General features: G+C 70.9%; 24 protein-coding genes and 1 tRNA gene. 15 read left to right on the forward strand and 10 right to left on the reverse strand.

Translation table 11 applies throughout. From position 1 onward, the window contains the following. The first annotated feature begins 49 nt into the window (after positions 1-49). Complete coding sequence (locus J2S55_RS14220; protein ID WP_012887240.1) at positions 50-730, forward strand: Crp/Fnr family transcriptional regulator; 681 nt, start codon at positions 50-52, stop codon at positions 728-730. Between the two features lie 168 nt (positions 731-898). Here J2S55_RS14220 and J2S55_RS14225 read toward each other — a convergent pair whose 3' ends face one another. From J2S55_RS14225 to sp36, 4 genes are all read right to left on the reverse strand, one after another. Next, positions 899-1,687 carry an MBL fold metallo-hydrolase gene (locus J2S55_RS14225; protein WP_306860648.1) on the reverse strand — a complete coding sequence of 263 codons (789 nt, stop codon included), beginning with the start codon at positions 1,685-1,687 and terminating at the stop codon, positions 899-901. Continuing rightward, on the reverse strand, positions 1,684-2,511 hold the full coding sequence (locus J2S55_RS14230) for an NUDIX hydrolase (protein ID WP_306860650.1): 828 nt from the start codon (positions 2,509-2,511) through the stop codon (positions 1,684-1,686). Before J2S55_RS14230 ends, J2S55_RS14225 begins: the two co-directional genes overlap by 4 nt. Before the next feature lie 285 nt (positions 2,512-2,796). After that, positions 2,797-3,255 carry a RidA family protein gene (locus J2S55_RS14235; protein ID WP_306860652.1) on the reverse strand — a complete coding sequence of 153 codons (459 nt, stop codon included), beginning with the start codon at positions 3,253-3,255 and terminating at the stop codon, positions 2,797-2,799. Beyond that, on the reverse strand, positions 3,252-3,407 hold the full coding sequence (gene sp36 / locus J2S55_RS14240; RefSeq protein WP_306860654.1) for a Sp36 family protein: 156 nt from the start codon (positions 3,405-3,407) through the stop codon (positions 3,252-3,254). The genes J2S55_RS14235 and sp36 overlap by 4 nt, the downstream gene beginning before the upstream one ends. Before the next feature lie 147 nt (positions 3,408-3,554). On the opposite strand from sp36, the gene bagA reads away from it, so the two are divergent. Then, the gene (bagA, locus tag J2S55_RS14245) at positions 3,555-4,559 is read left to right on the forward strand and encodes an ATPase BagA (RefSeq protein ID WP_306860656.1); all 1,005 of its coding nucleotides are present in this window, start codon (positions 3,555-3,557) and stop codon (positions 4,557-4,559) included. Next, entirely contained in the window at positions 4,556-5,743 is a 1,188-nt protein-coding gene (gene bagB, locus J2S55_RS14250; protein WP_306860658.1) for an ATPase BagB, read from the forward strand. The genes bagA and bagB overlap by 4 nt, the downstream gene beginning before the upstream one ends. Before the next feature lie 217 nt (positions 5,744-5,960). Here bagB and J2S55_RS14255 read toward each other — a convergent pair whose 3' ends face one another. Continuing rightward, positions 5,961-6,257: a WhiB family transcriptional regulator gene (locus J2S55_RS14255; RefSeq protein WP_306860659.1), complete on the reverse strand. Its 297-nt coding sequence runs from the start codon at positions 6,255-6,257 to the stop codon at positions 5,961-5,963. A 265-nt stretch (positions 6,258-6,522) separates the two neighbouring features. Here J2S55_RS14255 and J2S55_RS14260 point away from each other — a divergent pair, with 265 nt between their 5' ends. After that, positions 6,523-8,754, forward strand: a complete 2,232-nt coding sequence (locus J2S55_RS14260) for a transglycosylase domain-containing protein (RefSeq protein WP_306860661.1) — start codon at positions 6,523-6,525, stop codon at positions 8,752-8,754. A 207-nt stretch (positions 8,755-8,961) separates the two neighbouring features. On the opposite strand, the gene J2S55_RS14265 is transcribed toward J2S55_RS14260, so the two are convergent. Continuing rightward, on the reverse strand, positions 8,962-9,417 hold the full coding sequence (locus J2S55_RS14265; protein WP_306860663.1) for a GatB/YqeY domain-containing protein: 456 nt from the start codon (positions 9,415-9,417) through the stop codon (positions 8,962-8,964). Between the two features lie 124 nt (positions 9,418-9,541). On the opposite strand from J2S55_RS14265, the gene J2S55_RS14270 reads away from it, so the two are divergent. Both J2S55_RS14270 and J2S55_RS14275 read left to right on the forward strand, forming a co-directional pair. Then, complete coding sequence (locus tag J2S55_RS14270; protein WP_306875419.1) at positions 9,542-10,420, forward strand: metallophosphoesterase; 879 nt, start codon at positions 9,542-9,544, stop codon at positions 10,418-10,420. Positions 10,421-10,453: 33 nt separating this feature from the next. After that, a tRNA-Pro gene (locus tag J2S55_RS14275) sits at positions 10,454-10,527 on the forward strand. Positions 10,528-10,568: 41 nt separating this feature from the next. Here the strand turns inward: J2S55_RS14275 and J2S55_RS14280 are convergent. From J2S55_RS14280 to J2S55_RS14295, 4 genes are all read right to left on the reverse strand, one after another. Continuing rightward, positions 10,569-11,534: a GDP-mannose 4,6-dehydratase gene (locus J2S55_RS14280; RefSeq protein ID WP_306860665.1), complete on the reverse strand. Its 966-nt coding sequence runs from the start codon at positions 11,532-11,534 to the stop codon at positions 10,569-10,571. Between the two features lie 3 nt (positions 11,535-11,537). After that, positions 11,538-12,743: a class I SAM-dependent methyltransferase gene (locus tag J2S55_RS14285; RefSeq protein WP_306860667.1), complete on the reverse strand. Its 1,206-nt coding sequence runs from the start codon at positions 12,741-12,743 to the stop codon at positions 11,538-11,540. Positions 12,744-12,921: 178 nt separating this feature from the next. Continuing rightward, entirely contained in the window at positions 12,922-13,617 is a 696-nt protein-coding gene (locus J2S55_RS14290) for an NAD-dependent epimerase/dehydratase family protein (protein ID WP_306860669.1), read from the reverse strand. Further along, positions 13,614-14,024, reverse strand: a complete 411-nt coding sequence (locus J2S55_RS14295) for a cupin domain-containing protein (protein ID WP_306860671.1) — start codon at positions 14,022-14,024, stop codon at positions 13,614-13,616. Before J2S55_RS14295 ends, J2S55_RS14290 begins: the two co-directional genes overlap by 4 nt. A 377-nt stretch (positions 14,025-14,401) precedes the next feature. Here J2S55_RS14295 and J2S55_RS14300 point away from each other — a divergent pair, with 377 nt between their 5' ends. The 9 genes from J2S55_RS14300 to rfbB all read left to right on the forward strand — a co-directional run bounded on the left by J2S55_RS14300 (position 14,402) and on the right by rfbB (position 24,153). After that, complete coding sequence (locus J2S55_RS14300) at positions 14,402-15,283, forward strand: phytanoyl-CoA dioxygenase family protein (RefSeq protein ID WP_306860673.1); 882 nt, start codon at positions 14,402-14,404, stop codon at positions 15,281-15,283. A gap of 4 nt (positions 15,284-15,287) precedes the next feature. Continuing rightward, positions 15,288-16,418, forward strand: coding sequence for a methyltransferase (locus J2S55_RS14305; RefSeq protein ID WP_306860675.1), 1,131 nt, complete (start codon positions 15,288-15,290; stop codon positions 16,416-16,418). Then, entirely contained in the window at positions 16,387-17,133 is a 747-nt protein-coding gene (locus J2S55_RS14310; RefSeq protein ID WP_306860677.1) for an rRNA methyltransferase, read from the forward strand. The genes J2S55_RS14305 and J2S55_RS14310 overlap by 32 nt, the downstream gene beginning before the upstream one ends. Before the next feature lie 154 nt (positions 17,134-17,287). Then, positions 17,288-18,310, forward strand: coding sequence for a GDP-mannose 4,6-dehydratase (locus J2S55_RS14315; RefSeq protein ID WP_306875422.1), 1,023 nt, complete (start codon positions 17,288-17,290; stop codon positions 18,308-18,310). A 40-nt stretch (positions 18,311-18,350) separates the two neighbouring features. Next, on the forward strand, positions 18,351-19,736 hold the full coding sequence (locus tag J2S55_RS14320; protein ID WP_306860679.1) for an NDP-hexose 2,3-dehydratase family protein: 1,386 nt from the start codon (positions 18,351-18,353) through the stop codon (positions 19,734-19,736). 5 nt (positions 19,737-19,741) lie between these two features. Next, complete coding sequence (locus J2S55_RS14325; RefSeq protein ID WP_306860681.1) at positions 19,742-20,770, forward strand: Gfo/Idh/MocA family protein; 1,029 nt, start codon at positions 19,742-19,744, stop codon at positions 20,768-20,770. Beyond that, entirely contained in the window at positions 20,767-21,738 is a 972-nt protein-coding gene (locus J2S55_RS14330; protein WP_306860683.1) for an NAD-dependent epimerase/dehydratase family protein, read from the forward strand. The genes J2S55_RS14325 and J2S55_RS14330 overlap by 4 nt, the downstream gene beginning before the upstream one ends. A gap of 349 nt (positions 21,739-22,087) precedes the next feature. Further along, positions 22,088-23,155, forward strand: a complete 1,068-nt coding sequence (locus tag J2S55_RS14335; RefSeq protein WP_306860686.1) for a glucose-1-phosphate thymidylyltransferase — start codon at positions 22,088-22,090, stop codon at positions 23,153-23,155. Next, positions 23,155-24,153, forward strand: coding sequence for a dTDP-glucose 4,6-dehydratase (gene rfbB, locus J2S55_RS14340; RefSeq protein ID WP_306860688.1), 999 nt, complete (start codon positions 23,155-23,157; stop codon positions 24,151-24,153). Before J2S55_RS14335 ends, rfbB begins: the two co-directional genes overlap by 1 nt. Positions 24,154-24,160: the final 7 nt, after the last annotated feature.

Genomic DNA, 24,160 nt, shown 5'->3' on the forward strand with positions numbered 1-24,160 from the left:
CGGTGGGATAGGTCACAATGACTGCGTGAGCCGTGAAACAGGAGGCACTGTGAACACCGACGACGTGCTGGGCAAAGCCCCTCTGTTCTCGGCGCTCGACCGTGAGGGCGCCGCCGCGCTGCGCACGAGTGTCTCGGAGGTGGAGCTGTCCAAGGGCCAGACCCTGTTCAGCGAGAACGAGACCGGAGACCGCCTCTACGTGGTGCTCGAAGGCAAGATCAAGCTGTCCAGGACCGCGCCCGACGGCCGGGAGAACCTGCTCAGTGTGCTCGGCCCGGGCGAGATGTTCGGCGAGCTGTCGCTGTTCGACCCCCGCCCCCGTACGGCGTCGGCCACCGCGCTGACCGACGTCCGCCTGGCGGGGCTCGGCCACGACGACCTCCGCCCCTGGCTGACCGGCCGGCCCGAGGTGGCCCTGCACCTGCTGCGGGCCCTGGCCCAGCGGCTGCGCCGTACCAACGACGTGCTGGCCGACCTGGTCTTCACCGACGTCCCGGGCCGGGTCGCCAAGGCCCTGCTCGACCTGGCCGAGCGCTTCGGCCAGCGGATCGACGACGGCGTCCGGGTCCACCACGACCTCACCCAGGAGGAGCTGGCCCAGCTGGTCGGCGCCTCGCGTGAGACCGTGAACAAGGCCCTGGCCGACTTCGCCCAGCGCGGCTGGCTGCGCATCGAGGCCAAGGCCGTGGTCATCATGGACCTGGAGCGGCTGCACAACCGCTCGCGCTAGACCTGTCACCGGGGCTGCCCGGCGACGCCCCCGGCGGTCACGACAGCCGGCGGGCGGGCTCGTCCGTCCGGCCCCGTCCGGTCGTCGAGACAGCCGAGTCGGGCGCGCCCAGCCGTCGAGACAGCCGGGAGCGGCAGGCAGCCGTCGAGACAGCCGGGACTGGCGGGCTCAGCCGTCGAGATAGGCGAGCTGGGCGCGGACCGACATCTCCGCGGCGGGCCAGAGCGACCTGTCGACCTCCGCGTAGACGATCTCGACGATCTCCGCCGGTGTCTTCGCGCCCCGTTCCCGCGCGTCGCGGATCTGGTCCAGCCGCCGCCTCCGGTGGGCGATGTAGCCCTCCAGCGCGCCGGCCGGGTCGGGCAGCACCGGGCCGTGGCCGGGGAGCAGCGCCTGGGCCCCGACCTGCTCGACCCTGGCGCGCAGCCGGTCCAGGGACCGCAGATAGTCGGCGAGGTCGCCGTCCGGGGCGATGACGGTGGTGCCCCGGCCGAGCACGGTGTCGCCGGTCAGCATCGCCCGGTCCTCCGGCAGCCAGAAGCAGAGCGAGTCGAACGAGTGGCCGGGCGTGCCCACGACGTGGAGCTCCAGCCCGTCCACGGTGAGCACGTCGCCGTCGGCCAGGCCCTCCTCGCCGAGCCTGTGGCCGGGGTCCAGGGCCCTGACCGGCGCGCGGACCAGCTCGGCGAAGCCTCTCGCGCCGCCGCTGTGGTCGTCGTGCCCGTGGGTGAGCAGGATCGCCGTCACCCTGCGTCCGCGGAGATGGTCGGCGACCCGCCGCAGGTGCGGCCCGTCGTCCGGTCCCGGGTCGACGACCAGCACCTCCTCCCCGCGGCCGATCACCCACGTGTTGGTGCCGTCCAGGGTCATCGGGGACGGGTTCGGGGCGAGCAGGCTGAGCGCGTGGGCCGTGCCGGACCCGTCGGGCCCGTCGAGGGGGATCCGCAGTCCGCTCATGCGGGACCGAGTCCGTAGTCGTCGTCGAGCACGATGCGCATCTCCCCGTCCACCTCCGCGATCTCGGGCATGAGGGTGACGATCTCACGCTCGGCCCCGAGCACGTCGGCCACGGTCGGGTAGTCGCTCAGCTCGCCGAGCGTGCGGTAGGTCGGGGGCATCAGGAAGATCTGGCCGTTCTTGGCCTGGTCGACCGCGTCCGCGGGCCGTACCCAGACGACCTGGTCGGCCTCGCCGCCGACGTCACGGGTGCGCTGGCCGGGCGGGAGGGCGGCGACGAAGAACCGGGTGTCGAAGCGCCGGTGCTCGACCTCGGGCGTGATCCAGTGCGCCCAGGGACGGAGCAGGTCGGAGCGGAGGACCAGGCCGCGCCCGTCGAGGAAGTCGGCGAACGACAGGCTCCGGTCGATCAGGGCGAGCCGGTCGGTCTCCCAGTCGTCGCCGGTGGTGTCGGCCACGACGGACCGCGGGGACGGCCCGGCGAGCAGCACGCCCGACTCCTCGAACGTCTCCCGCACCGCGGCGCAGACCAGGCCGCGCGCGGTCTTCTCGTCCGCCCGGAAGACCGCTCCCCACTCCGCGGGCGAGGGGCCCGCCCAGGCGACCGCGTGGTCGGCGTCGCGGGGGTCCACCGAGCCCCCCGGGAAGACGTAGGCGCCCGCCGCGAAGGCCATGCTCGCCTTCCGCCTCAGCAGGTAGACCTCGACGCCCTCGCGGAGGATGACCACGGTGGCGGCATCCCGGGCCGGGGCGGGCTCCAGCCGCCCGGCCAGGATGTCGCGCGCACGCTCACCGAACTCACCTGGGAGCGGAATACCACCCATTCAGACCCTCCACCCGAACAACACTCGGTTTCAGGTCCATCATGTGGCACCGCTCCCGCTCCGGACAATCGCCGGCGGACCCCGGCGACCGCTCCGGCCGCCCGCGGACCCCGGCGGCCACCTTGACCGCCCGCGGACCCCGGCGGCCGTTCCAGCCGCCGGTGATCCCGGTGGCCGCCTCGGCCGCCGGCAGACCCCGGCGGTCGATTCTCGGCGATCGATCCCCGGCGGCCACCTGACCGCCGGCGGACCCCGGGGGCCGATCCCCGGCGGCCTTCTCGACCGTCAGCGGACCTCGACGATCATCTCGACCTCGACCGGCGCGTCCAGCGGGAGGACGGCCACGCCGACCGCGCTGCGGGCGTGCTTGCCCGCCTCTCCCATGACCTCGGTGAGCAGCTCGCTGGCACCGTTGATCACCTGAGGCTGGCCGCTGAAGGCGGGGTCGCTGGCCACGAAGCCGACGACCTTGACGATCCGGACGATGTTCGACAGCCCTCCGGCCACCGAGGCGGCCGCCGCGAGGGCGTTGAGCGCGCAGGTCCGGGCGAGCTCGCGGGCCTCTTCGGCACTCACCTCGGCACCGACCTTGCCGGTCGCCACGAGCTTGCCGTCCACCATCGGGAGCTGGCCCGAGGTGTATACATGGTCGCCCGAGCGGATCGCCGGGACGTAGGACGCCAGCGGCGCGACGACTTCGGGCAGCGTGAGGCCGAGCTCGGCCAGCTTCTCCTGCGGCGTCACGGCTTGGGCCGCTTCAGGTAGGCGACCAGCTGCTCGGGGTTCGGCCCGGGCACGACCTGGACGAGCTCCCAGCCGTCCTGGCCCCAGTTATCGAGAATCTGCTTGGTCGCGTGGACCAGCAGAGGCACCGTCGAGTATTCCCATTTCGTCATGTGGGACACATTAGCGAGGCGGCCCCGAAATCCGCCTCTGGCGCCGTTCTCCGAGTGGGCAGGATCACTGTCACAATCCGTACCTGGAGCCCCGCCAGTGGACAGCTCCGACGAATCGTCAAGTAGTCGTTGGGTAGCCTTCGAAACGTGAGAGCTCGCGACACCGATTGGGACGGCGTACGCCTCCATGTCGTCACCGGTAAGGGCGGCACCGGCAAGACCACGGTCGCCGCCGCCCTCGCCCTCGCCCTCGCCGCGGACGGCCGCAAGGTCCTGCTGGTGGAGGTCGAGGGGCGGCAGGGGATCGCGCAGGTATTCGACCTGCCGCCACTGCCGTACGAGGAGCGGAAGATCGCCGTCGCCCCCCGTGGGGGGGACGTCTACGCGCTGGCCATCGACCCCGAAGAGGCCATGCTCGACTACCTCGAGATGTTCTACGGCATGCGCCGGGCGGGCAAGGCCCTGACCAAGATGGGCGTCGTCGACTTCGCCACGACCATCGCCCCCGGCTTCCGCGACGTCCTGGTCACCGGCAAGACGAGCGAGGCCGTCCGCCGCAAGGACAAGGACGGCCGGCGGATCTACGACGCGGTGGTGCTCGACGCGCCGCCGACCGGCCGGATCACCCGCTTCCTCAACGTCACCAACGAGGTGGCCGGGCTGGCCAGGATGGGGCCGATCAAGAACCACGCCGATCTGGTGAACGGCGTCGTCGCCTCCCCCGAGACCGCGGTGCACTTCGTCACGCTCCTGGAGGAGATGCCGGTCCAGGAGACCCTGGACGGCCTCGCCGAGCTCCGCGCGGCCGGGCTCCCGCCCGGTGGGATCTTCACGAACATGATCAGGGAGTCCCTGCTGCCCAAGTCCGTCCTGGACGACGTCGGCAAGGGCCGCTTCGACCCGGCCGAGCTGGCGCTCGGCCTCAAGGCGTCCGGGCTGGCGGACGGCAGCTCCGACGCCGCCGTCGTGGCCGAGGCCCTCGCCGAGGAGATCGCCGAACACGCCCGCCGCACAGGACTGGAGCGGCGCGAGAGGCTGTCGCTGGCCAAGGCCGGCCGTCCCCGTTACGAGCTGCCGCTGCTGGCCGACGGGGTGGACCTGGCCGGGCTGTACGAGCTGGCCGAATCGATCCACACGCAGGGAGCAGCATGAGCGAGCGCAGCGAGCGGTCCGGCAGGCAGCGGGCCGTCCCCGTCCTCGACCTCGACGCCATCATCGACGACCCGGGCACCCGGATCGTCGTCTGCTGCGGCTCCGGCGGCGTCGGCAAGACCACCACCGCGGCCGCGCTGGGGCTGCGCGCGGCCGAGCGCGGCCGGTCGGCCGTGGTGCTCACCGTGGACCCCGCCCGGCGGCTGGCGCAGTCGATGGGCCTGACCGAGCTCGACAACACCCCCAAGCCCGTCGCGGGCGTGCGGGGCGAGGGCCGGCTGCACGCCATGATGCTCGACATGAAGCGGACCTTCGATGAGATCATCGAGGCCCACGCGGACCCCGAGCGGGCCCGTCAGATCCTGACGAACCCCTTCTACCAGTCCCTGTCGTCCAGCTTCTCCGGCACGCAGGAATACATGGCCATGGAGAAGCTCGGCCAGCTCCGCCGGTCGGGCGACTGGGATCTGATCATCGTGGACACCCCGCCCTCCCGCTCCGCGCTCGACTTCCTCGACGCGCCGGAACGCCTGGGCCGCTTCCTCGACGGCCGGCTGATCCGGCTGCTGATGGCCCCCGCCAAGGCGGGCGGCCGCAGCGCGTTCAAACTGCTCAACGCCGGGTTCGGCCTCGTCGCCGGAGCCATGACCAAGCTGCTGGGCGCGCAGGTGCTCAAGGACCTGCAGACGTTCGTCTCCGCGCTCGACGCCGTCTTCGGCGGGTTCAGGGTCCGCGCGGAGCAGACCTACAGGCTCCTGCAGGCCCCCGGGACCGCGTTCGTCGTCGTGGCCGCACCCGAGCGCGACGCGATGCGCGAGGCGTCGTACTTCGTGGAGCGGCTGGCCGAGGAGCGCATGCCCCTGGCCGGGCTCGTGGTCAACCGGGTGCACCGCGCGCCGGCGGCCGTGCTGTCGGCGGCGCGCAGCACCGCCGCCGCCGAGGACCTGGAGGCGCGGGGCGAGCACGAGCTGACCGCCGCCGTGCTCCGGCTGCACGCCGGCCGGATGCAGCTGGCCGCCCGCGAGCACCGCGAGCAGGAGCACTTCTTCTCCGCCCATCCCACGGTGCCCGTGGCCCAGGTCCCCGCCATGTCGGAGGACGTGCACGACCTGGAGGGGCTGCGCCGGGTCGGCGAGCTCCTGGCCGCCCAGCAGGACCTGGAGGGCGTCCAGCAGAGCGCCTGAGTCCGGCAGAGCGCCGAACGGCGTCCGTGCCGGGCAGCACGCCCGCAGGGCTCCGGAGCACCCGCTCCGGAGCCCTGTGGCGGAGCACGCCTCCGGCCGGAGCGGCCCCCGAGGCCCAGGGCACGTCCCGGGGACTCCGGGCATGAGGGTCTCAGGGACTCCGGACATGAGAAAGGTACGGCTGGCGCCGGGCGCCAGCCGTACGGGATCGGCGGGCTCAGCCGGCGATCAGCTCATTCGTCCGTTCGTACTCCTCCTTGGCGACCTCCAGGAGGTCCCGCCAGGAGTCGACGTCCGGCCGCCGGCGCAGCAGCGCCCGGCGTTCGCGCTCGGTCATCCCGCCCCACACCCCGAACTCGATGCGGTTGTCCAGCGCGTCGGCGAGGCACTCGGTCCGGACCGGGCATCCTCGGCAGATCAGCTTCGCTCGGTTCTGGGCAGCGCCCTGAACGAACAGCGCGTCAGGATCCGCACCCTTACAGGCAGCACGGGAGGTCCAATCCGTGATCCACATTCGACCCCACTCCCCTTAGGTGGTCAGTCGTGACTTGGGGCCGACGGGCGCGGTCGTCGAGCCTCCGTATTCAATTGCCGCAGAAGGAGAACGTACGCAACCAGACGTTCGGGCCGACAGACCCCGGCGGGACCAATTTCTCGCATGGTCATCAGCGGCCATGTGGCCGGGAATGACTAGTCACCTGACCCGGTACGTACTCGACGCGAGCTGAAATAGTGTTCCGTTACCGTTTGGGCCATCCGTCCGACGTACCCTTGGACTCGTGCAGGCTCAAGGCAAAGATCAGAAATCGGCGGTCGGCAACGTCGCGCGGCTGCTCGCCGCGGCTGTCGCCGCGGGCGTATTGGTCGCTGCCATCGCGCTTCCGGCGGTGGGTGGCGCGGGGTTGACCGTGAATTCCACCACGGAGGAGCTGCACCTGCTCCCCGAGGAGCTCAAGGAGCCCCCTCTCCCGGAGAAGACGACCCTGCTGGACGCGGACGGCAAGCAGTTCGCGCAGTTCTACTACGAGAACCGCGAGTCGGTGACGCTCGACCAGGTCGCCGACATCATGAAGACCGCGATCGTCTCGATCGAGGACTTCCGGTTCTACGAGCACGGCCCGATCGACATCGAGGGCACCTTCCGCGCGGCGGTGAAGAACGCCACGGGCAGCGGAGGCATCCAGGGCGGCTCCTCCATCACCCAGCAGTACGTCAAGCAGGTGCTGTTCAACAGCGCGGAGACCGAGGAGGAGAGAGAGGCCGCGATCGCGCCGACCTTCTCCCGCAAGCTGAACGAGCTGCGCTACGCGATGGCCATCGAGGAGAAATACACCAAGGCCGAGATCCTCGAGCGCTATCTCAACATCTCCTACTTCGGCGCGAGCGGCTACGGCATCCAGGCCGCGTCCAAGCGCTTCTTCGGCAAGCCGGCCGCCAAGCTGAACCTGTGGGAGGCGGCCACCCTCGCCGGGGCCGTGCAGGACCCGAACGGGACCGACCCCAACGGGGGCAAGGCCAAGCAGCGGCTGCTGCTGCAGCGGCGCAACATCGTCCTGGACCGGATGGCCGAGCTCGGCAAGATCACGCCACAGGAGGCCGCGGAGGCCAAGGCCAAGAAGCTCGGATACAAGGACATCTCCGCCCCCGGCGGCTGCGAGACGAGCCCGTACCCCTACTTCTGCGTCTACGTCCGCGAGGAGATCCGCAACAACCCCGAGTTCGGCAAGACCCCCGCGCAGCGCGAGAAGCGGCTCCAGCGCGGCGGCCTGACGATCAAGACGACGCTCGACCCGAAGACGCAGAAGGCCTCCGAGAAGGCCCTGCGCGAATACGTCAAGACCAGCGACAAGCCCGTCGCGGCGCAGGCGATGGTCGTCCCCGGCACCGGCGCCATCAAGGCGATGGCCACCAGCCGGAAGTTCGGCAGGGACAAGAAGAAGAACGAGACCAGCATCAACTTCGCCGCCGACGGCCTGCACGGCGGCGGCGCGGGCTTCCAGGCCGGCTCCACCTTCAAGCCCTTCACCCTGCTGACCGCGCTGGACAAGGGGATGAAGCTCAACGACGGCAACAGCACCGGGTCGGTCTACTACGCCCCTAGCTACGGCGCCTTCCGCGACTGCGAGGGCAACCGGGTCGGCGACCCCAAGCACGACGTCCACAACTCCAGCGAGGGCGGCGGCGGCTTCAAGACCCTGACGACCGGCACGCTCGGCTCGGTGAACACCTTCTTCCTGAAGCTGGAGGAGCAGGTCGGCCTCTGCGACGTGGTCAAGATGGCCAAGAAGCTGGGCATCAAGCGGGCCGACGGGGGCAAGCTCCGTGAGGTCCAGACGTTCACGCTCGGCGTCAACGAGATGGACCCGGTGACCGTGTCGGCCGCCTACGCGACGATCGCCGCCCGCGGCACCTACTGCAAGCCCATGGCCATCACCGAGATCCGCGACCGCGACGGCAAGATCACGCCGTACAAGCCGAAGTGCAGCCAGGTCCTGGACGAGGAGGTCGCCGACGCGGCCACCCACATCATGTCCGGGGTGTTCACCAAGGGCACGATGACCGAGGTCGGCGGGATCGGCCGGCCGGCGGCGGGCAAGACCGGCACCACCGACGGCTACACCGCCGCCTGGTTCGCCGGCTTCACCCCCGACCTCGCCTCCGCGGTCAGCCTCGGCGACCCGCGCGGCGCCTTCAAGCACGACCTGGTCGGCGTGACCATCGGCGGGCGCTACTACAGCTACGTGTACGGCGCCTCGATCTCCGGCCGGATCTGGAAGAGCTCCATGCTGGGCGCCCTGAAGGGCGTCGATCCGAGCTCCTTCACCCCGGTGAACACGGGTCGCTTCGGGGGCTGCTCCGGCGCCTGCGCGCCGCCGCCCGTCAGGAAGCCCGGCAACGTGGACGGCGACGGGCCGCCCCAGGACGACGGCAACATCATCATCGACGACGCCAACGGCGGCGTCCCGAACGACGGCGACCCCGGTGAGCTGACCGTCCCCATCATCCCGTAGAGCCGTCGGGGCCCCCGTGCGGACGCCGGAGCCCCCGTAGAGACGCCGGAGCCCTCCCTGAGACATCGGGGAGGGCTCTCGTCACATCAAGGGTCTACCGGTGTCATCCCGCCGCCAGGCGGGCCCACAGCGCCGCCCAGGGCGGGCCCGCGGCCCGGTTCAGGGCACCGGCCCGGCTCAGGCCGTCAGGCGGGCGGGCGGCCCGGCTCAGGCCGTCAGGCGGGCGCGCACGGCCTGCGCCACCCGGCCGCCCTCCGCCCGCCCGGCGACCTTGGGGTTGAGGACCTTCATGACCTGCCCCATCGCCTGAGGACCGGCGGCGCCGGTCTCGGCGACGGCCTCGTCCACGAGCTTGCCGAGCTCCTCGTCGGAGAGCTGGGCCGGGAGGTATTCCTCCAGCACGGCCTGCTCGTCCACCTCGGCCTGCGCCTGCTCCGTACGGCCGGCGCCGCTGAACGCCTCGGCCGCCTCCCGGCGCTTCTTGGCCTCCTTGGTCAGCACCTTGATGATCTCGTCGTCGGAGAGTTCGCGCGCCGTCTTACCGGCGACCTCCTCGACGTTCACGGCCGCCAGGGCCATGCGGATCGTCCGCGTGCGGATCTCGTCCCTGCTCTTCATCGAGGCCGTGAGGTCGGCCTTCAGCCTGTCCTTCAATGTGCTCATGTGCTCCATCTTGCCGTCTCACCAGCTCGCCACAGCCCAAGTCTCCTTCGGGGAGCTCGATGTCGGGCATGATGAAAGGGTGAGGAAAGCAGCCGCGGTGCCCCTGTCCCTGCTCGGTGTCGGCATGGCCGGCCTCGCCTACGCCTCGGTCGTCGAGCGCAACGCGTTCCGCCTGCGCCGCTTCGACGTGCCCGTGCTGGAGCCCGGCCAGCGTCCGGTGCGCATCCTGCAGCTGTCCGACCTGCACCTCACCCCGGGCCGGCGGATGCTCATCAACTGGGTCCGCTCACTGGGCGACCTCAAGCCCGACCTGGTGGTCAACACCGGCGACTCCATCGCCCACCCCGACGCGATCGGCCCGCTCCTGCACGCCCTCGAACCGCTGCTGTCGCGTCCGGGCCTGTTCGTCTACGGCTCCAACGACATGTACGCCCCGCGCCCCAAGAACCCCGCGCGCTACCTCTGGCGCACCTCCAAGGGCGACCACGCCCAGAAGATCCCCTCGCTCCCCTGGGAGGAGCTGGGCTCCGCCATGGCCGTCGAGGGCTGGCTGGACATGAACAACACCACCGCCCGCATCAAGGTCGGCGATCTCGACGTGGCCGTGGGCGGCATCCACGACTCCCACATCAACCTCGACCGCTACGACCTGATCGCCGGCCCCGCTCCCGCCGACGCCGACCTCCGCCTCGGCGTCATGCACTCCCCCGAGCCCCGGAACATGACCCGCTTCGCCTCCGACGGCTACCAGCTGCTGCTCGCCGGCCACACCCACGGCGGCCAGCTCTGCATCCCCTTCTACGGCGCCCTGGTCACCAACTGCGGCATCGACCGGGCCCGCGTCAAGGGTCTGAGCCGCCACGACTCCGCCTACCTCCACGTCTCCGCCGGGCTTGGCACCAGCCCCTACTCCCCGGTCCGTTTCGCCTGCTTCCCCGAGGCGAGCCTCCTGACGCTGGTGCCCCGCCGCCGAAGTGACGCAAGCACCCGCGAAGTCCGCTAGACTTTCCCAAGCACGAGCAAGACCGACGTGCACCGGGGTGTGGCGCAGCTTGGTAGCGCGCTTCGTTCGGGACGAAGAGGTCGCAGGTTCAAATCCTGTCACCCCGACGTAGCAGTACTTCCCGAGGTGAAGGGCCATCTCTGAGAGATCAGAGGTGGTCCTTTTCGCTTTCCGGCCGCCGGAGGGCGGTTCCGTCGGCGGACGGGCTTCCGCACCGCGCCCCTCCGCCCGGTCCGGCTCCGTCCAGTTCGGCCTGGAGCAGCCTGCGGATCATGCCGGTGAAGTCCACCGTGGGCCGCCAGCCGGTGACCGCGCGCAGGCGGCCGGCGTCACCGACCAGAGGCTTGCCGCCGCGGTGCGGCAGGGCGGGGTCCTGGCGGACGTAGCGCCGCCAGTCGAGCCCGGCGAGGCCGAAGGCGGTGGCGGCGAACTCCTCGACCGTGTGCGGTTCGCCGGTGGCCACGACGAAGTCGCCGGGGCCGTCCGCCTGGAGCACGGCGGCCATGGCGGCCACGTAGTCGGGGGCGTACCCCCAGTCGACGGTGGCGCTCAGCGAGCCGAGCGTGACCTCTTCCGCCCGCGCCGCGGCCCGTACGATCTTCCGCGAGACGAAGCCCGGCCGCCGCAGCGGCGACTCGTGGTTGTAGAGGATCCCCGCTGAGACGAAGACCCCCCGTTCCCGGTAGGCGCGGCAGTGCAGCAGCCCGGCCGCCTTGGTGATCCCGTAGAGCGAGGTCGGGCGGAGCGGGGTGGACTCGTCCTGCACGGCCGTCTCCGGCTCTCCGAAGACGTGGGAGGAGGCGGCGTAGAAGAGCCGCCCCGCCGGGGCGTGCGCCAGCAGCGCCTCGGCGAAGTACACCACCGGCAGGGTGTTGACCTCGTAGGAGGCGCGGGCGTCCGCGGGCCCGTCCTGCGCCGGGCCCTGCACGGCCGCCAGCAGGTAGACCTCGTCGGGCCGGACCGCCTCGACCAGCCGGAGCACCTCGTCCCGGCGGGTGACGTCGGCGACCTCGCCTCTGCCCACGGCCACGACGGCGTCGCCCCGCCGGGCGAGCAGCTCGCGCAGGAGCGTGCCGTCCTGGCCGTGGGCGCCGACCACGAGGCAGGTCGCCACGGTTCACACCACTTCCAGCTCGGGCAGCGGGAAGACGAGCTTCCCGCCCGACCGCAGGAAGTCGCGCTCCCTGGCGATCATCGGCTCCCGGTAGATCCACGGCAGGACCAGGAACTGGTCGGGACGGCGCGCCCGGGCCTCCTCCTCGGAGACGATCGGGATGCCGGTGCCGGGGGTGTAGCAGCCGAACTTGTCCTGGTTGACCTCGGCGATGCAGGGCAGGTCGGCCTCGCCGAGCCCGCAGTACTGCAGGATCACGTTGCCCTTGGTCGAGGCGCCGTAGCCGAGGGTGAGCAGGTCCTGCTTCCGTGACTCGTCGAGGAAGTCGAGCAGCCGGTCGCGGTGCTCCCTGGTCCGGCGGGCGAACGCCGCGTAGGGGAGGTCTTCCTCACCGGCGCGGATACGGGCCAGGGCCGGCCCGTCGGCCCCGCGGCCGGCCGTGTTCCTGGCCAGGACGACCGAGAGGCTGCCGCCGTAGACCGCGTTCAGCTCGGCGTGGACGACCATCAGGCCGGTGCGCTCGGCCATCCACTCGATCTGGCGGAGCGCGTAGTAGTCCAGGTGCTCGTGGCAGACCACGTCGTAGGCGGTGGAGTGGAGCATCGCGGGCAGGTAGCTCTGCTCGATCACCCAGATGCCGTCGTCGGTCAGGAGGTCGCGCACCTCCTCCATGAAATCCATCGGGCGCGGCAGGTCGTAGAACATCGCGATGGAGGTGACGACCTTGGCGCGGCGCCCGCCGAGCAGGTCGCGCGCGAAGAAGTCGGGGATCAGCTCGACGTGCGGCGGGTAGAACTCGGCGAAGGCCGCGGCCGCGGGATCCACCCCGACCAGGGTGGGGCCGTCGGCGGGATAGGCCGACAGCAGGGTGCCGTCGTTGCTGCCGATGTCCACGACCAGGTCGCCGGGGCCGAGATCGACCAGGTCCCTGATGGCGGCGACCTTGCCGCGCAGGTGGTCGGCCATGGAGCGGTTGAGGCTGGAGCGGTAGCCGTAGTGCTCGCCGTACATGAGCCCGAAGTCGGCGGTGTGGCGCAGCTGCACCAGGCCGCAGCCGCTCGGCGAGCAGACCACCAGCTCCAGCGGGACCTGCGGGACGGGCTCGTCGCGGGTCCGGGGGAAGACCCCGGTGAGCGCCTGCGGGCCGAGGTCGAGCACGGGCAGCAGCTCGGTGTTGTCGCAGATGCGGCAGCGGTCGATGACCGTCATGTGACCTGCGCCGGTCCGGTGACCGGTCGGCCGGCCCTTGATGCCGTCACTTTGTTCGGACGTTGTCATGCTTCTCCAGATCGTGTTCGACCATGAGCTGAGTGAGTTCGCTCGACCATGAGCCGAGTGAGTTCGGTGGAACGGGTCCGAGAGGCCGCCGGAGAGTCCGCCGGGCGCCTCATCCTCCGCCGGCTCCGCATCTCGCGCTGAGCCAGCCGACCACGTCCGCGGCGACCGGCCAGTCCGCCTCGGGTGTGGTGACCAGGGGGAACTGGTCGTCGATCCGGTCGCTGTCGAAGGTGGAGCGCGAGCCGACGGCGTCCCTGATCTCCCGCAGGGTGATCGTCGTCCTGGCGCCCACCTCCCACAGACCCTTGGCCTCCAGGTGAGTGGCCACCCACCGGCCGCACCACTCGACCGGGGCGAAGCTCTGGCGTGACTCGCCCGCCGTGTAGACCGGCCGGTTTCCGATCATGTCCATCAGGACGCCCTTGACGTAGGCCGTGCCGTACATGGGACCCAGGCGGACGACCAGGTTGCCCGCGCAGAGTTCCTCCGCCTCGGCCCGGTGCGCGCCGTAGGGGGTGTCCGGCTGGGTGCGCGCGGAGATGCTGCTGATCTGGACGAACCTGTCCCACTCCCACTCACGCAGGAATGCCCGGGTCTTGACCACCGTCTCGCGGTGGTCGTCGGCCGGGTTGTGCCGCGCCCAGTAGCGGCGTGACGGGCAGGCCGCGTTGATCAGCACGTCGAACGGGCCGCTGCGCCGTACTTCCTCGTAGTTCTCGCGGCTGACGGGGACGGCCACGGCCCCGAGCGCCTGGGTGATGGCCGCTCCGACGAAGCCCCGCGCGCCGGCCACCGCGACCCTCACACGCGCCTCAGGGTGTGCGGCAGGGGCTCGACCTGCACCAACGGGGGGTCGCACTCGTCCCAGGGCTTGGTGAGCATGGCGATGAACGTCAGCGACGAGACGGCGTGGACGGTGTGCATGACCCCGCTCGGCGTCCTGGTGCAGACCCCCCGCGAGACGTGGATGAACTCCTCGGGGCAGTCCGGGTCGTCGGCGTCGTCCTTGGTGACCAGCACGCCTTCGCCCTCGACGAAGAGCAGGTATTCGACGAAGTGCGGATGGTAGTGCAGGCCGCGCACCTTTCCCGGGTGCAGGTGCAGCATGTTGAATTCCAGGATGGGATCGGGTGGCACCCAGGTGAAAATTCCGCCGCGCCCGTCCCTGATCGTCTCCAGATTGCAGGACGGTTTGAGCACTTCGATTTTCATGCGGCCTCCACGCGTGAAAGACGTTGGGCTTCCCATAAGAAAAGCCGCGATCCGCCCCGGACGGCGTCCCCGCCGATTCTCCGGAAAGGTGCCGCGGACCGCGCGGTCGAAGGCCCCGGCCTCCGGTCCCGCCCGGGGTCCGGGAGTCGGGCCGGCGGGCTGCCACCGGCCGGCGACGACGGGCCGACGGTCAGCCGCCACGTCACGGATCCACCTCCCGTTCTATTGGGCGCAGGAGTTATCGAGGCTAACTCCCCCCGGGGGAATCGGATCTGAGGGAAATGCTAGTTCTTGGTCCGCGCGGGCCGCCGCGGGTTGGTTCCGGGATATAACGATCTCCAGGCGGCGGATTACTTGCCTATTCCATAAGGAGTGCGATGGGTGCCCAGGTACTCACAGATGAGCAGATCGAGAGCTTTGTCTCAGACGGCTTCATCCGGTTGGAGGGCGCGTTTCCCAAGGAACTCGCCGCCCAGGCTCGCGACATCCTCTGGAAGCAGCTCGGCATGGATCCGGACGATCCCACGACCTGGACCAGGGAGGTGGTCAGGCTGGGGGCCCAGAGCGACGAGCCGTTCGTGCGCAGCGCCAACACCCCCGCCCTGCACGCCGCCTACGACCAGTTGGTCGGGCCCGGACGGTGGAGGCCCATCGAGCAGGTCGGGACGTTCCCGGTCCGCTTCCCCGGCGTCCGGAGGCCGGAGGAGGCCGAGGACTACGGCTGGCACATCGACGCCAGCTTCCTGGCCGCCGAGGCGGAGGCGGCCGGCGGCCCGGACTGGGAGGGCGAGCAGGCGCTCGTCCCGCCCGACTACGACAAGATCTTCCGGTGCAACACGGTGTCGCGCGGGCGGTCGCTGCTGCTGCTGTTCCTGTACTCCGACACCGGGGACCGGGACGCCCCCACGCTCATCCGCGTCGGCTCCCACCTGGACGTGCCACCCCTGCTCGAGCCGTACGGCCCGGAGGGGACATACCTGAAGGCCGGCGACGTGGGCGCGGGCCGGCCGCTCGCCTCGGCCACGGGTGAGGCGGGCGATGTCTACCTGTGCCACCCGTTCCTGGTGCACACGCCCGTCTCCAACACCGGCACCCGGCCCCGGTTCATGGCGCAGCCGTCCCTGCAACCGGTCGGGGAGCTGGAGCTCACCCGGGCCGACGGGCGGTATTCGGCGGTCGAGCGCGCGATCCGCCTCGGCCTGGGCCGGGAGGACGGTCGCCAGCGCCATGGAGGAGCAAGCAGGGAGGACGGACGCTAGCGCCATGGAGGAGCAAGCAGGGAGGACGGACGCCAGCGCCATGGAGGAGCAGGTGGAGAAGAACCCGTGGCCGGACCTGCTGCGGCTCGTCTTCGGCGGCAGGGCCACCCAGGTGGTCGGGCTGGGCATCCGGCTGAAGCTGCCCGAGGCGATCGGTGACGGCGAGCGTTCCTCGACGGACCTCGCGGCCGGGTACGGCGTGCCGGAGCACACGATGCTGCGGCTGCTGCGCGGGCTGGCCGCGCTGGAGGTGCTCACGGAGACGGGCCCGGACCGCTTCGCGGTGGCCCCGGTGGGGGCGCTGCTCCGCGGTGACCGGCCGGGGTCGTTGTACGCGCTCGCCCGCATGCTCACCGACCCCGCGATGCTGACCGCCTGGCAGAACCTGGAGTTCAGCGTGCGCACCGGCCGCCCCGCGTTCGACGAGGCGTTCGGCACCGACTTCTTCGGCCATCTGAGCGGCGACCCCGAACTGTCGGAGCTGTACAACACCGCGATGAGCCAGGGGACGCGGGGCGTGGCCGAGGCCCTCGCCCGAAGCTACGACTTCGGCCGTTCCGGAACCGTCGTGGACGTCGGCGGCGGGGACGGAACGCTGATCGCCGCGGTCCTGCGCGAGCACCCCGGGCTGCGGGGAGTGATCTACGACAGCCCCACCGGCGCGTCCCGGGCGGAGGAGACCCTGCGCCGGGCCGGTGTCGCCGGACGCTGCCGGATCGAGGCCGGCGACTTCTTCGCCGGCGTCCCGGAGGGCGCCGATCTCTACCTGCTCAAGAGCGTCGTGCACGGCTGGGGCGACGACCGGGCGGCGACGATTCTCCAGCACTGTGCGCGGAGCGTCACCGAGCACGGGCGGATCCTGATGGTCGAGCACGTCCTCCCCGACACGGTGCCACCGGGCGCGGACCCTCTCCCCTACCTCAACGATCTCAACCTGCTCGTCAACGGCAGCGGCCTGGAGCGGACCCGGGGCGACTTCGAGCGGTTGTGCGGGAAGGCCGGCCTCACCCTGGGTGAGGTCGCGCCGCTGTCGCCGACCGACTTCTGCCGGATAGAGGCGCGACCCGGGATAACATGGGCGCTGAACGAGGAGGACGGGCAGGTTGGCGTACCGGTACGAGACGACGCGGGCTGACTACAGCGATCTCGCCAGCGGCGCCGTGCTCCACTCGGCCCCCGGTTTCCCCGCCTTCCCCGTGCGGCTCGTCTCCGAGATCTTCCAGCGGGCGCTCGCGCTACGGGGCGGCGACGAGCCCGCCGTGGTGTGGGATCCGTGCTGCGGGAGCGCATACCTGCTGACCGTCCTGGGGCTCCTGCACCGCCGCCGCATCGGGGCGCTGCTGGCCTCGGACGTCTCCACCGAGGCGTTGCGGATCGCGCGGGCCAACCTCGACCTGCTGACCGACACCGGGCTGCGGGCCCGGGCCGCCGAACTGAACGACCGGGCCGACCGTTTCGGCAAGCCCGGCTACGCCGAGGCCGCCGAGGCGGCCGGGCGGCTCGCCGGACGGCTCGCCGCCGACGGCGGGCCGGTGCCGTACGCCCTGCGGCAGGCCGACGTCTTCGACCGGGCCGGGCTGGCGGCGGCGATCGCCGGGCACCGGCCCGACGTGGTGATAACCGATCCGCCCTACAGCGAGCAGACCGTGTGGCAGGGGAGCCGCGCGGACGAGGGCCTGCCGGAGATGCTGTCGGCGCTGGCGGCGGTCCTCCCGCCGCGCGCGGTGGTCGCGGTGACCGTCCGGGGCCGCCGGGTGCCCGCCGGCGCGGGCATGCGCCCCCGTCAGACGTTGCGCGTCGGCACCCGGGCCGTGGCCCTGTTCACCGCCACCGACCTCGCCGGGGCCTGAGCCGCCCACCGGTCCACTAGTAAATTCACTATATTGCTTTCGCAATTAGTGATACCGGTAAGAATGTCGCGTATCGTGAGCGGCGGCAACGGGTGATGCGCCCATTTCTCTATGGTCTCATGGCTGGGAGATTATCCTGACTAGGCGAGCACTGATCACTGGGATTACCGGCCAGGATGGCACCTATCTCGCGGAACACCTTCTCGATGCCGGTTATGAAGTATTCGGAATGATACGCGGTCAGGCCCCGCCGGCCGTCCGCGGCGGGCGGCGGCCGAACCCGGAGGTCAGGCTCGTCAGCGGCGACCTGCTGGACCAGGCCAGCCTGGTCGCGGCGGTGGACCAGGTCCGGCCCGACGAGGTCTACAACCTGGGGGCCCTGTCCTACGTCCCCATCTCGTGGCGGCAGTCGGCCACTACCGCGGAGATCACCGGGATGGGCGTGCTGCGCATGCTGGAAGCCCTCAGAATCGTCGGCGGCATAACGGCGTCGCGGACCCCGGGCCCAGGGCAGCCGCGCTTTTATCAGGCGTCCTCCTCGGAGATGTTCGGGAAGATTAGGGAAACCCCGCAAAATGAGCTCACGCCGTTTCATCCGCGCAGCCCGTACGGCGTCGCGAAGGTGTTCGGCCATTACACGGTGCAGAACTACCGTGAGTCGTACGACATGTTCGCGGTCTCCGGCATTCTCTTCAACCACGAATCACCGGTGCGCGGTCCGGAGTTCGTGACCCGGAAGGTGTCGCTCGCCGCGGCCGCCATCAAGCTGGGCCTGCGGGACTCCCTCCGGCTGGGGAACCTGGAGGCCGAGCGCGACTGGGGGTTCGCCGGCGACTACGTGCGCGGCATGGTGCTGATGCTCGGCCAGGAGAAGCCGGAGGACTTCGTCCTGGGCACCGGCGTCACGCACAGCGTGCGCGAGCTGGTCTCGATGGCCTTCGCCCACGTCGGCCTCGACTGGCGCGAGCACGTGGTGGTGGACCCGGCCCTGTTGCGCCCCGCGGAGGTCGACCTGCTGTGCGCCGATCCGGCGAAGGCCAGGGAGCGGCTCGGCTGGAAACCCGTGGTCTCCTTCGAGGAGATGATCGCCCTGATGGTCGACAGCGATCTGCGGCTGCTGTCGGACTCGCGGCACGCCTCCGACGGTCACGTGACCGAGTTGGCCGCACTGTGGTGAGCCGCCGTACCGTACGGCTCCAGACACCTAAGGACACGCGATGACGTCGGCAGATCTGGACAGCCACCGTAATATCGACGCCCGGGCGGACGGAGTGGGCGAGGGATTCCTGTCCTGGTTCGCCGAGCGGGTCCGGATGTCCGGCTGTCAGGTGGATCTCACCCCGCTGAACGAGCTGCGCGGGTGGGCGTTCGACGAGGCCACGGGGAACCTGGCGCACGAGAGCGGCCGGTTCTTCGTCGTCGAGGGCCTGCACATCCGCACCACCTACGGCCCGGTCCGCGAGTGGAGCCAGCCCATCATCAACCAGCCGGAGATCGGCATCCTCGGCCTGCTGGTGAAGACGGTCGACGGCGTGCCCTACTGCCTCGTGCAGGCCAAGATGGAGCCCGGCAACCTCAACACCATGCAGCTCTCGCCGACCGTCCAGGCCACCCGGAGCAACTACACCCGCATCCACCGGGGCGGCGGCACCAAATACCTGGAATACTTCACCCGCCCGCAGGCCGGGCGGGTCCTGGTCGACGTCCTGCAGTCCGAGCAGGGCTCCTGGTTCCTGCGCAAGCGGAACCGGAACATGGTCGTCCAGGTCGACGACACCGTGCCCGCCGCCGACGGGCACTACTGGCTCTCCCTCCACGAGATCCGGCAGCTGCTGAGGGTCGACGGGCTGGTCAACATGGACACCAGGACCGTGCTGTCCTGCCTGCCCGACTCCTTCCTGGCCGGCCCCGGCGGCGCGCTCGCCGAGGAGGGGATGGCCGCGGCGATCGTCCGGTCCGTCAGCGGGGAGGGCCGGCCCCATCACAGCGCGGCGGCCGTGCTGAGCTGGTTCACCTCGGCCAAGTGCCGGCACGAGCTCGCGGTGCAGCGCGTGCCGCTGCGCGGGCTGCCCGGGTGGCGGCGCACGCCGGAGGAGATCACCCATGACGACGGACGCCACTTCAGCATCGTCGGGGTGACCGTGCGGACCAACCATCGCGAGGTGGCCGAGTGGAACCAGCCGCTGCTGTACCCCCAGGGGCGCGGGCTGGTCGCCTTCGTGGTGAAGAGCATCGGCGGCGTGGCCCACCTGCTGGTCCACGCGCGGTTCCAGGCGGGCCTGCTGGACATCATGGAGATGGGGCCCACGGTCCAGTGCAACCCGGAGAACTATCCGGGCGCCCGGCCGGAGTTCCTCGACTACGTGCTGCGGGCGCCGGCCGAGCGGATCGTCTACGACACGGTCCTCGCCGAGGAGGGTGGCAGGTTCTACCACTCGCAGAACCGCTATCTGCTGTTGGAGGCCGGTGAGGACTTCCCGCTGGAGGTGCCGGACGACTTCTGCTGGGTCACCGCCCACCAGCTCACCACCCTGCTGCGGCACGGCTACTACATCAATGTGGAAGCCCGCAGCCTGCTGGCCTGCCTGCACAGCCTGTGGTGACCAGCGTGTCGGAGAGAACCCCGGCCCCGCGCCCGGTCCGGCTCGGCCTGCTCGGCTGCGCCGACATCGCGCGGCGCCGTACCCTTCCGACGATCCTGCGCGAGTCCTCGGCCGAGCTGGTGGTCATCGCCGCCCGGGAGAGGGCGAAGGCCCGCATGTTCGCCGACGAGTTCGGCGGCGAAGCCGTCAAGGGCTACCAGGCTCTCCTGGACCGGCTGGACGTCGACGCCGTCTACATCCCGCTCCCGGCCGGGCTGCACCACAAGTGGATCGTCCGGGCGCTGTACGCCGGCAAGCACGTGCTCGTGGAGAAGCCGCTGACCACGCGGTACGCCGACACCGTGGAGGTCGTGGAGCTCGCCCGGTCGCGGGGCCTGACGCTGATGGAGAACCTCACCTTCCTACGGCACGGCCTGCATGCCGCCGTCCAGCGCCTGGTGGACGCCGGGGAGATCGGCGAGCTGCGCATGGTCGACGGCGCCTTCGGCTTCCCCCCGCTCGATCCCAGGGACATCCGCTACCGGCCGGACCTGGGGGGCGGCGCCCTGCTCGACGTCGGCGTGTACCCCCTGAGCGCGGCCCGGCTCTTCCTCGGCTCCGACCTGGAGGTGGTCGCCGCCACCCTGAAGGAGGACCCGGAACGCGGCGTCGACGTGGCGGGCAACGCGCTGCTGTGCACGCCGGACGGCCGGACGGCCCAGATCGCCTTCGGGTTCGAGCACTCCTACCGGTGCGAGTACACGCTGTGGGGGAGCCAGGGGCGGATCTTCGTCGACCGCGCCTACACTCCCCCGCCGACGTGGCGTCCGGTGATCCGGCTGGAGCGCCAGCACGAGAGGCGGGAGCTGATCCTGCCGCCCGAGGACCAGTTCGCCAACACGCTCCGCGCGTTCGTCCGAGCCGTGGGCGCTTCCGAGCGGCCTGAGCAGTCGGCCGACACGGCGGCGATCTGCGTCCAGGCGCGGCTGGTCGACCAGATCCGGGACCGGGCACGGCTCCTGCGGGACCACGAGCTGAGTAGGGGGCACAGGTGAGTGACGGTCGCGTCATCGTGCTGGGCGGCACGGGGTTCTTGGGCCGCCAGGTGTGCATGGATCTCGCCGCCTCGGGCGATGACGTGCTCGCCGTGGCCAGGACCGCGCCCCGCCCCGCCCCGGCCTACCGGTTCCGCTCCCTGGACGTCTCCCGGCTGCCGACCGGGGACCTGGTCTCGGTTCTGGCCGCCGAGCGCCCGGACGCCGTGGTCAACGCCACGGGCGGCAAGTGGGGGCTGTCCGACCGCGAGCTGGAGGCCAGCTGCGTGGTGCCGACCCGCCGCCTCCTGGCGGCGCTGGAGCGGCTCAGGTACCGGCCGCGTCTGGTGCACCTGGGTTCGGTGCTGGAGTACGGTCCGATCGCTCCCGGCGGCCGGACGTCCGCGGCGCAGCCGCTCCGCCCCACGACCACCTACGGCAAGACCAAGCTGGCCGCGACCCAGGCCGTCCTGACGGCGGCCGCGGCGGGGACCGTGGACGCCATCGTGCTGCGGATCGCGAACGTGGCCGGTCCCGGCACACCGGCGGTCAGCCTGCTCGGGCGGGTGGCCGGTCAGCTCGCCGAGGCCGCCGCCGGCGGAGAGCCCGCGAAGGTGGAGCTGACCTCCCTGCGCGCCCACCGCGACTATGTGGACGTCCGGGACGTGTCCGACGCCGTCCTCGCCGCGACGCGGGCCCCGGTCACGGGCGCGGCGATCGGCATCGGGCGGGGGGAGGCCGTCCCCGTGCGCTCGCTCGTCGAGCTGCTCATCGAGGTGAGCGGGGTCGCCGCCCACGTGGTGGAGCTGCCGACCCCGGCCGGGTCGCCGGATCTCGGCGACTGGACCAGGGTCGACCCGCGTCCGGCCCGGGAGCTGCTCGGCTGGAGCCCGCGGCGGACCCTGCGTGACTCGGTGCGCGGGCTGTGGGACGAGGTCAGGGCGCGGACGGGGGTGCCTGAGCGGAGCTCGGCCGTCCCCGGGCAGTAGCGCTCAGCCGCGGATCGCGATCTCGCGGGCGTGGCCGCCGGGAAAATCGAAAGTCGGCGATAATCCACGCCGTCGAATTCAAGCGGGCGGGAACTCCGCCGGGCAAAAGGCCCGGTTTCAAGGCGCCTCGGCGCCGGAACGGAATCCGTCACATCCATCGCCGACAGGCGGCCCGTATTTCGGTAACGAGCCGTACACCCGATCCGGTCCGGCCGGAATGAGACGGCGGCGATATTAGGGAAATCACGAATCAAACTTCGATAACTTTACGAAGAACTCAGATCGCCGACACAACTGGAGTCTTCGTGAACCAGCCTGTCATTCTGGGCCTGTCCTTCAGAGCCGACTCGTGAAGGCGCTTGTGCTGGCGGGCGGGGTCGGCTCGCGCTTACGGCCGATCACTCACACCTTGGCCAAGCAGCTCCTTCCGATCGCCAACAAGCCCGTGCTGTTCTACGTCCTGGAGTCGATCCGCGACGCCGGGATCCGCGAGGTGGGGATCGTCGTCGGCAACACCACCGCGCAGGAGATCGAGAAGGCGGTCGGGGACGGCTCGGACTTCGGGCTGGAGGTGACCTACCTGCTGCAGAACGAACCGCGCGGGCTGGCGCACGCCGTCCTCATCGCCTGCGACTACCTCGGCGACGACGACTTCGTGATGTACCTGGGCGACAACTTCGTCGTCGGTGGCATCAACGACCTCGTTGACCGCTTCCGCCGCGGACGTCCCGAGGCCCAGGTCATGCTCACCAAGGTGGCCGAACCCCACGCGTTCGGCGTCGCCGAGATGAACGAGGACGGCCGGGTCGTCGGCGTCGAGGAGAAGCCCCGGAACCCCAAGAGCGACCTCGTCCTGGTCGGCGTCTACGTTTTCAGCCCGGCCGTGCACAAGGCGATAGCGGAGATCAAGCCGTCCTGGCGGAACGAACTGGAGATCACCGACGCGATCCAGTGGCTGATCGACCAGGGGCACCGCGTCGAACCCACGGTGATCTCGGGCTACTGGCGGGACGCCGGGAGCCTCGGCGACATCCTTGAGCTGAACCGCTTCGTCCTGGAGGGCATCGAGTCCTCCGTGGTGGGCGAGGTGGACGCGGCCAGCGAGCTGATCGGTCACGTCGTGGTGGAGCCCGGCGCGGTCGTCTCCGGCTCCCGCATCGTCGGCCCGGTCGTCCTCGGCGCCGGATCGGTCGCCCGTAACTCCTACCTGGGGCCGTTCACCTCCATCGACCGCGACTGCACGGTGATCGACAGCGAGATCGAGTGCTCGATCGTGCTGCGCGGCGCCCGCATCGAGGGGGTCGGCCGCGTCGAGTACTCGCTGATCGGCCGCGAGACGCGGGTGACCGCCGCCGACATGCCCAGAGCCCACCGACTCGTCCTGGGCGACCACAGCGACGTGCAGGTCAGCGGCTGATGCCCCGCGTCCTCGTCACCGGCGGCGCCGGTTTCATCGGCTCGAACTACGTCCGCGAACTGCTCTCCGGCGCCTACCCGGCCTGGCGCGACGCCGAGGTCACCGTCCTGGACAAGCTGACCTACGCGGGCAACCCGGCCAACCTGGAAGCCGTCAAGGACCGGCTCACCTTCGTCCACGGCGACATCTGCGACGAGAACCTCCTCGCCGACCTCGTGCCCGGCCACGACGTGGTGCTCAACTTCGCCGCCGAGTCGCACGTCGACAGGTCCATCGTCAGCTCCGCCGAGTTCGTGCGCACCAACGTGCTGGGCGTCCAGGCCCTCATGCAGGCCTGCCTGGACGCGGGCGTCTCCCGCGTCGTCCAGGTCTCCACCGACGAGGTCTACGGCAGCATCGACACGGGCTCGTGGGACGAGGAGACGCCCCTGGCGCCCAACTCCCCGTACTCGGCGGCCAAGGCGGGCGGCGACCTGATCGCCCGCGCCTACGTCCGCACGCACGGGCTGCCGGTCAGCATCACCCGTTCCGGCAACAACTACGGCCCCTACCAGTATCCGGAGAAGGTCATCCCGCTGTTCGTCACCCACCTGATGGAAGGGCGGGACGTGCCGCTCTTCGGGGACGGCCGCAACGTGCGTGACTGGATCCACGTGGACGACCACTGCCGCGGGATCCAGGTCGTCGCCGAGCACGGGGAGGTCGGCGAGGTCTACCACATCGCGGGGACCGCCGAGCTGAGCAACCTGCAGCTCATCCAGCGCCTGCTCGACGCCTGCGGCGCCGGCTGGGACCGGGTCGAGCGGGTCCCCGACCGCAAGGGCCACGACCGCCGCTACTCGTTGTCGGACGCCAAGGTGCGGCGGCTGGGCTACGCGCCCCGCGTCGCGTTCGAGGACGGCCTGCTCCGGACGGCCCGCTGGTACGAGGCCAACCGCGACTGGTGGGAGCCGCTCAAGCGGCGGACCGGCGGAGCAGACGTCCATAGCCGCCTATAGCCTCAAG

The sequence above is a fragment of the Streptosporangium brasiliense genome (assembly GCF_030811595.1).
GTDB lineage: Bacteria > Actinomycetota > Actinomycetes > Streptosporangiales > Streptosporangiaceae > Streptosporangium > Streptosporangium brasiliense.

Excerpts from the sequence above, each read along its gene's own strand:
- J2S55_RS14225 (WP_306860648.1), bottom strand. The coding sequence starts at position 1,687 with ATGAGCGGACTGCGGATCCCCCTCGACGGGCCCGACGGGTCCGGCACG.
- J2S55_RS14270 (WP_306875419.1), top strand. The coding sequence starts at position 9,542 with ATGGCCGGCCTCGCCTACGCCTCGGTCGTCGAGCGCAACGCGTTCCGC.
- J2S55_RS14305 (WP_306860675.1), top strand. The coding sequence starts at position 15,288 with ATGGAGGAGCAAGCAGGGAGGACGGACGCCAGCGCCATGGAGGAGCAG.
- J2S55_RS14265 (WP_306860663.1), bottom strand. The coding sequence starts at position 9,417 with ATGAGCACATTGAAGGACAGGCTGAAGGCCGACCTCACGGCCTCGATG.
- J2S55_RS14285 (WP_306860667.1), bottom strand. The coding sequence starts at position 12,743 with ATGACGGTCATCGACCGCTGCCGCATCTGCGACAACACCGAGCTGCTG.
- bagB (WP_306860658.1), top strand. The coding sequence starts at position 4,556 with ATGAGCGAGCGCAGCGAGCGGTCCGGCAGGCAGCGGGCCGTCCCCGTC.
- sp36 (WP_306860654.1), bottom strand. The coding sequence starts at position 3,407 with ATGACGAAATGGGAATACTCGACGGTGCCTCTGCTGGTCCACGCGACC.
- J2S55_RS14320 (WP_306860679.1), top strand. The coding sequence starts at position 18,351 with ATGACGTCGGCAGATCTGGACAGCCACCGTAATATCGACGCCCGGGCG.
- J2S55_RS14295 (WP_306860671.1), bottom strand. The coding sequence starts at position 14,024 with ATGAAAATCGAAGTGCTCAAACCGTCCTGCAATCTGGAGACGATCAGG.
- rfbB (WP_306860688.1), top strand. The coding sequence starts at position 23,155 with ATGCCCCGCGTCCTCGTCACCGGCGGCGCCGGTTTCATCGGCTCGAAC.
- J2S55_RS14255 (WP_306860659.1), bottom strand. The coding sequence starts at position 6,257 with ATGTGGATCACGGATTGGACCTCCCGTGCTGCCTGTAAGGGTGCGGAT.
- J2S55_RS14230 (WP_306860650.1), bottom strand. The coding sequence starts at position 2,511 with ATGGGTGGTATTCCGCTCCCAGGTGAGTTCGGTGAGCGTGCGCGCGAC.
- J2S55_RS14300 (WP_306860673.1), top strand. The coding sequence starts at position 14,402 with ATGGGTGCCCAGGTACTCACAGATGAGCAGATCGAGAGCTTTGTCTCA.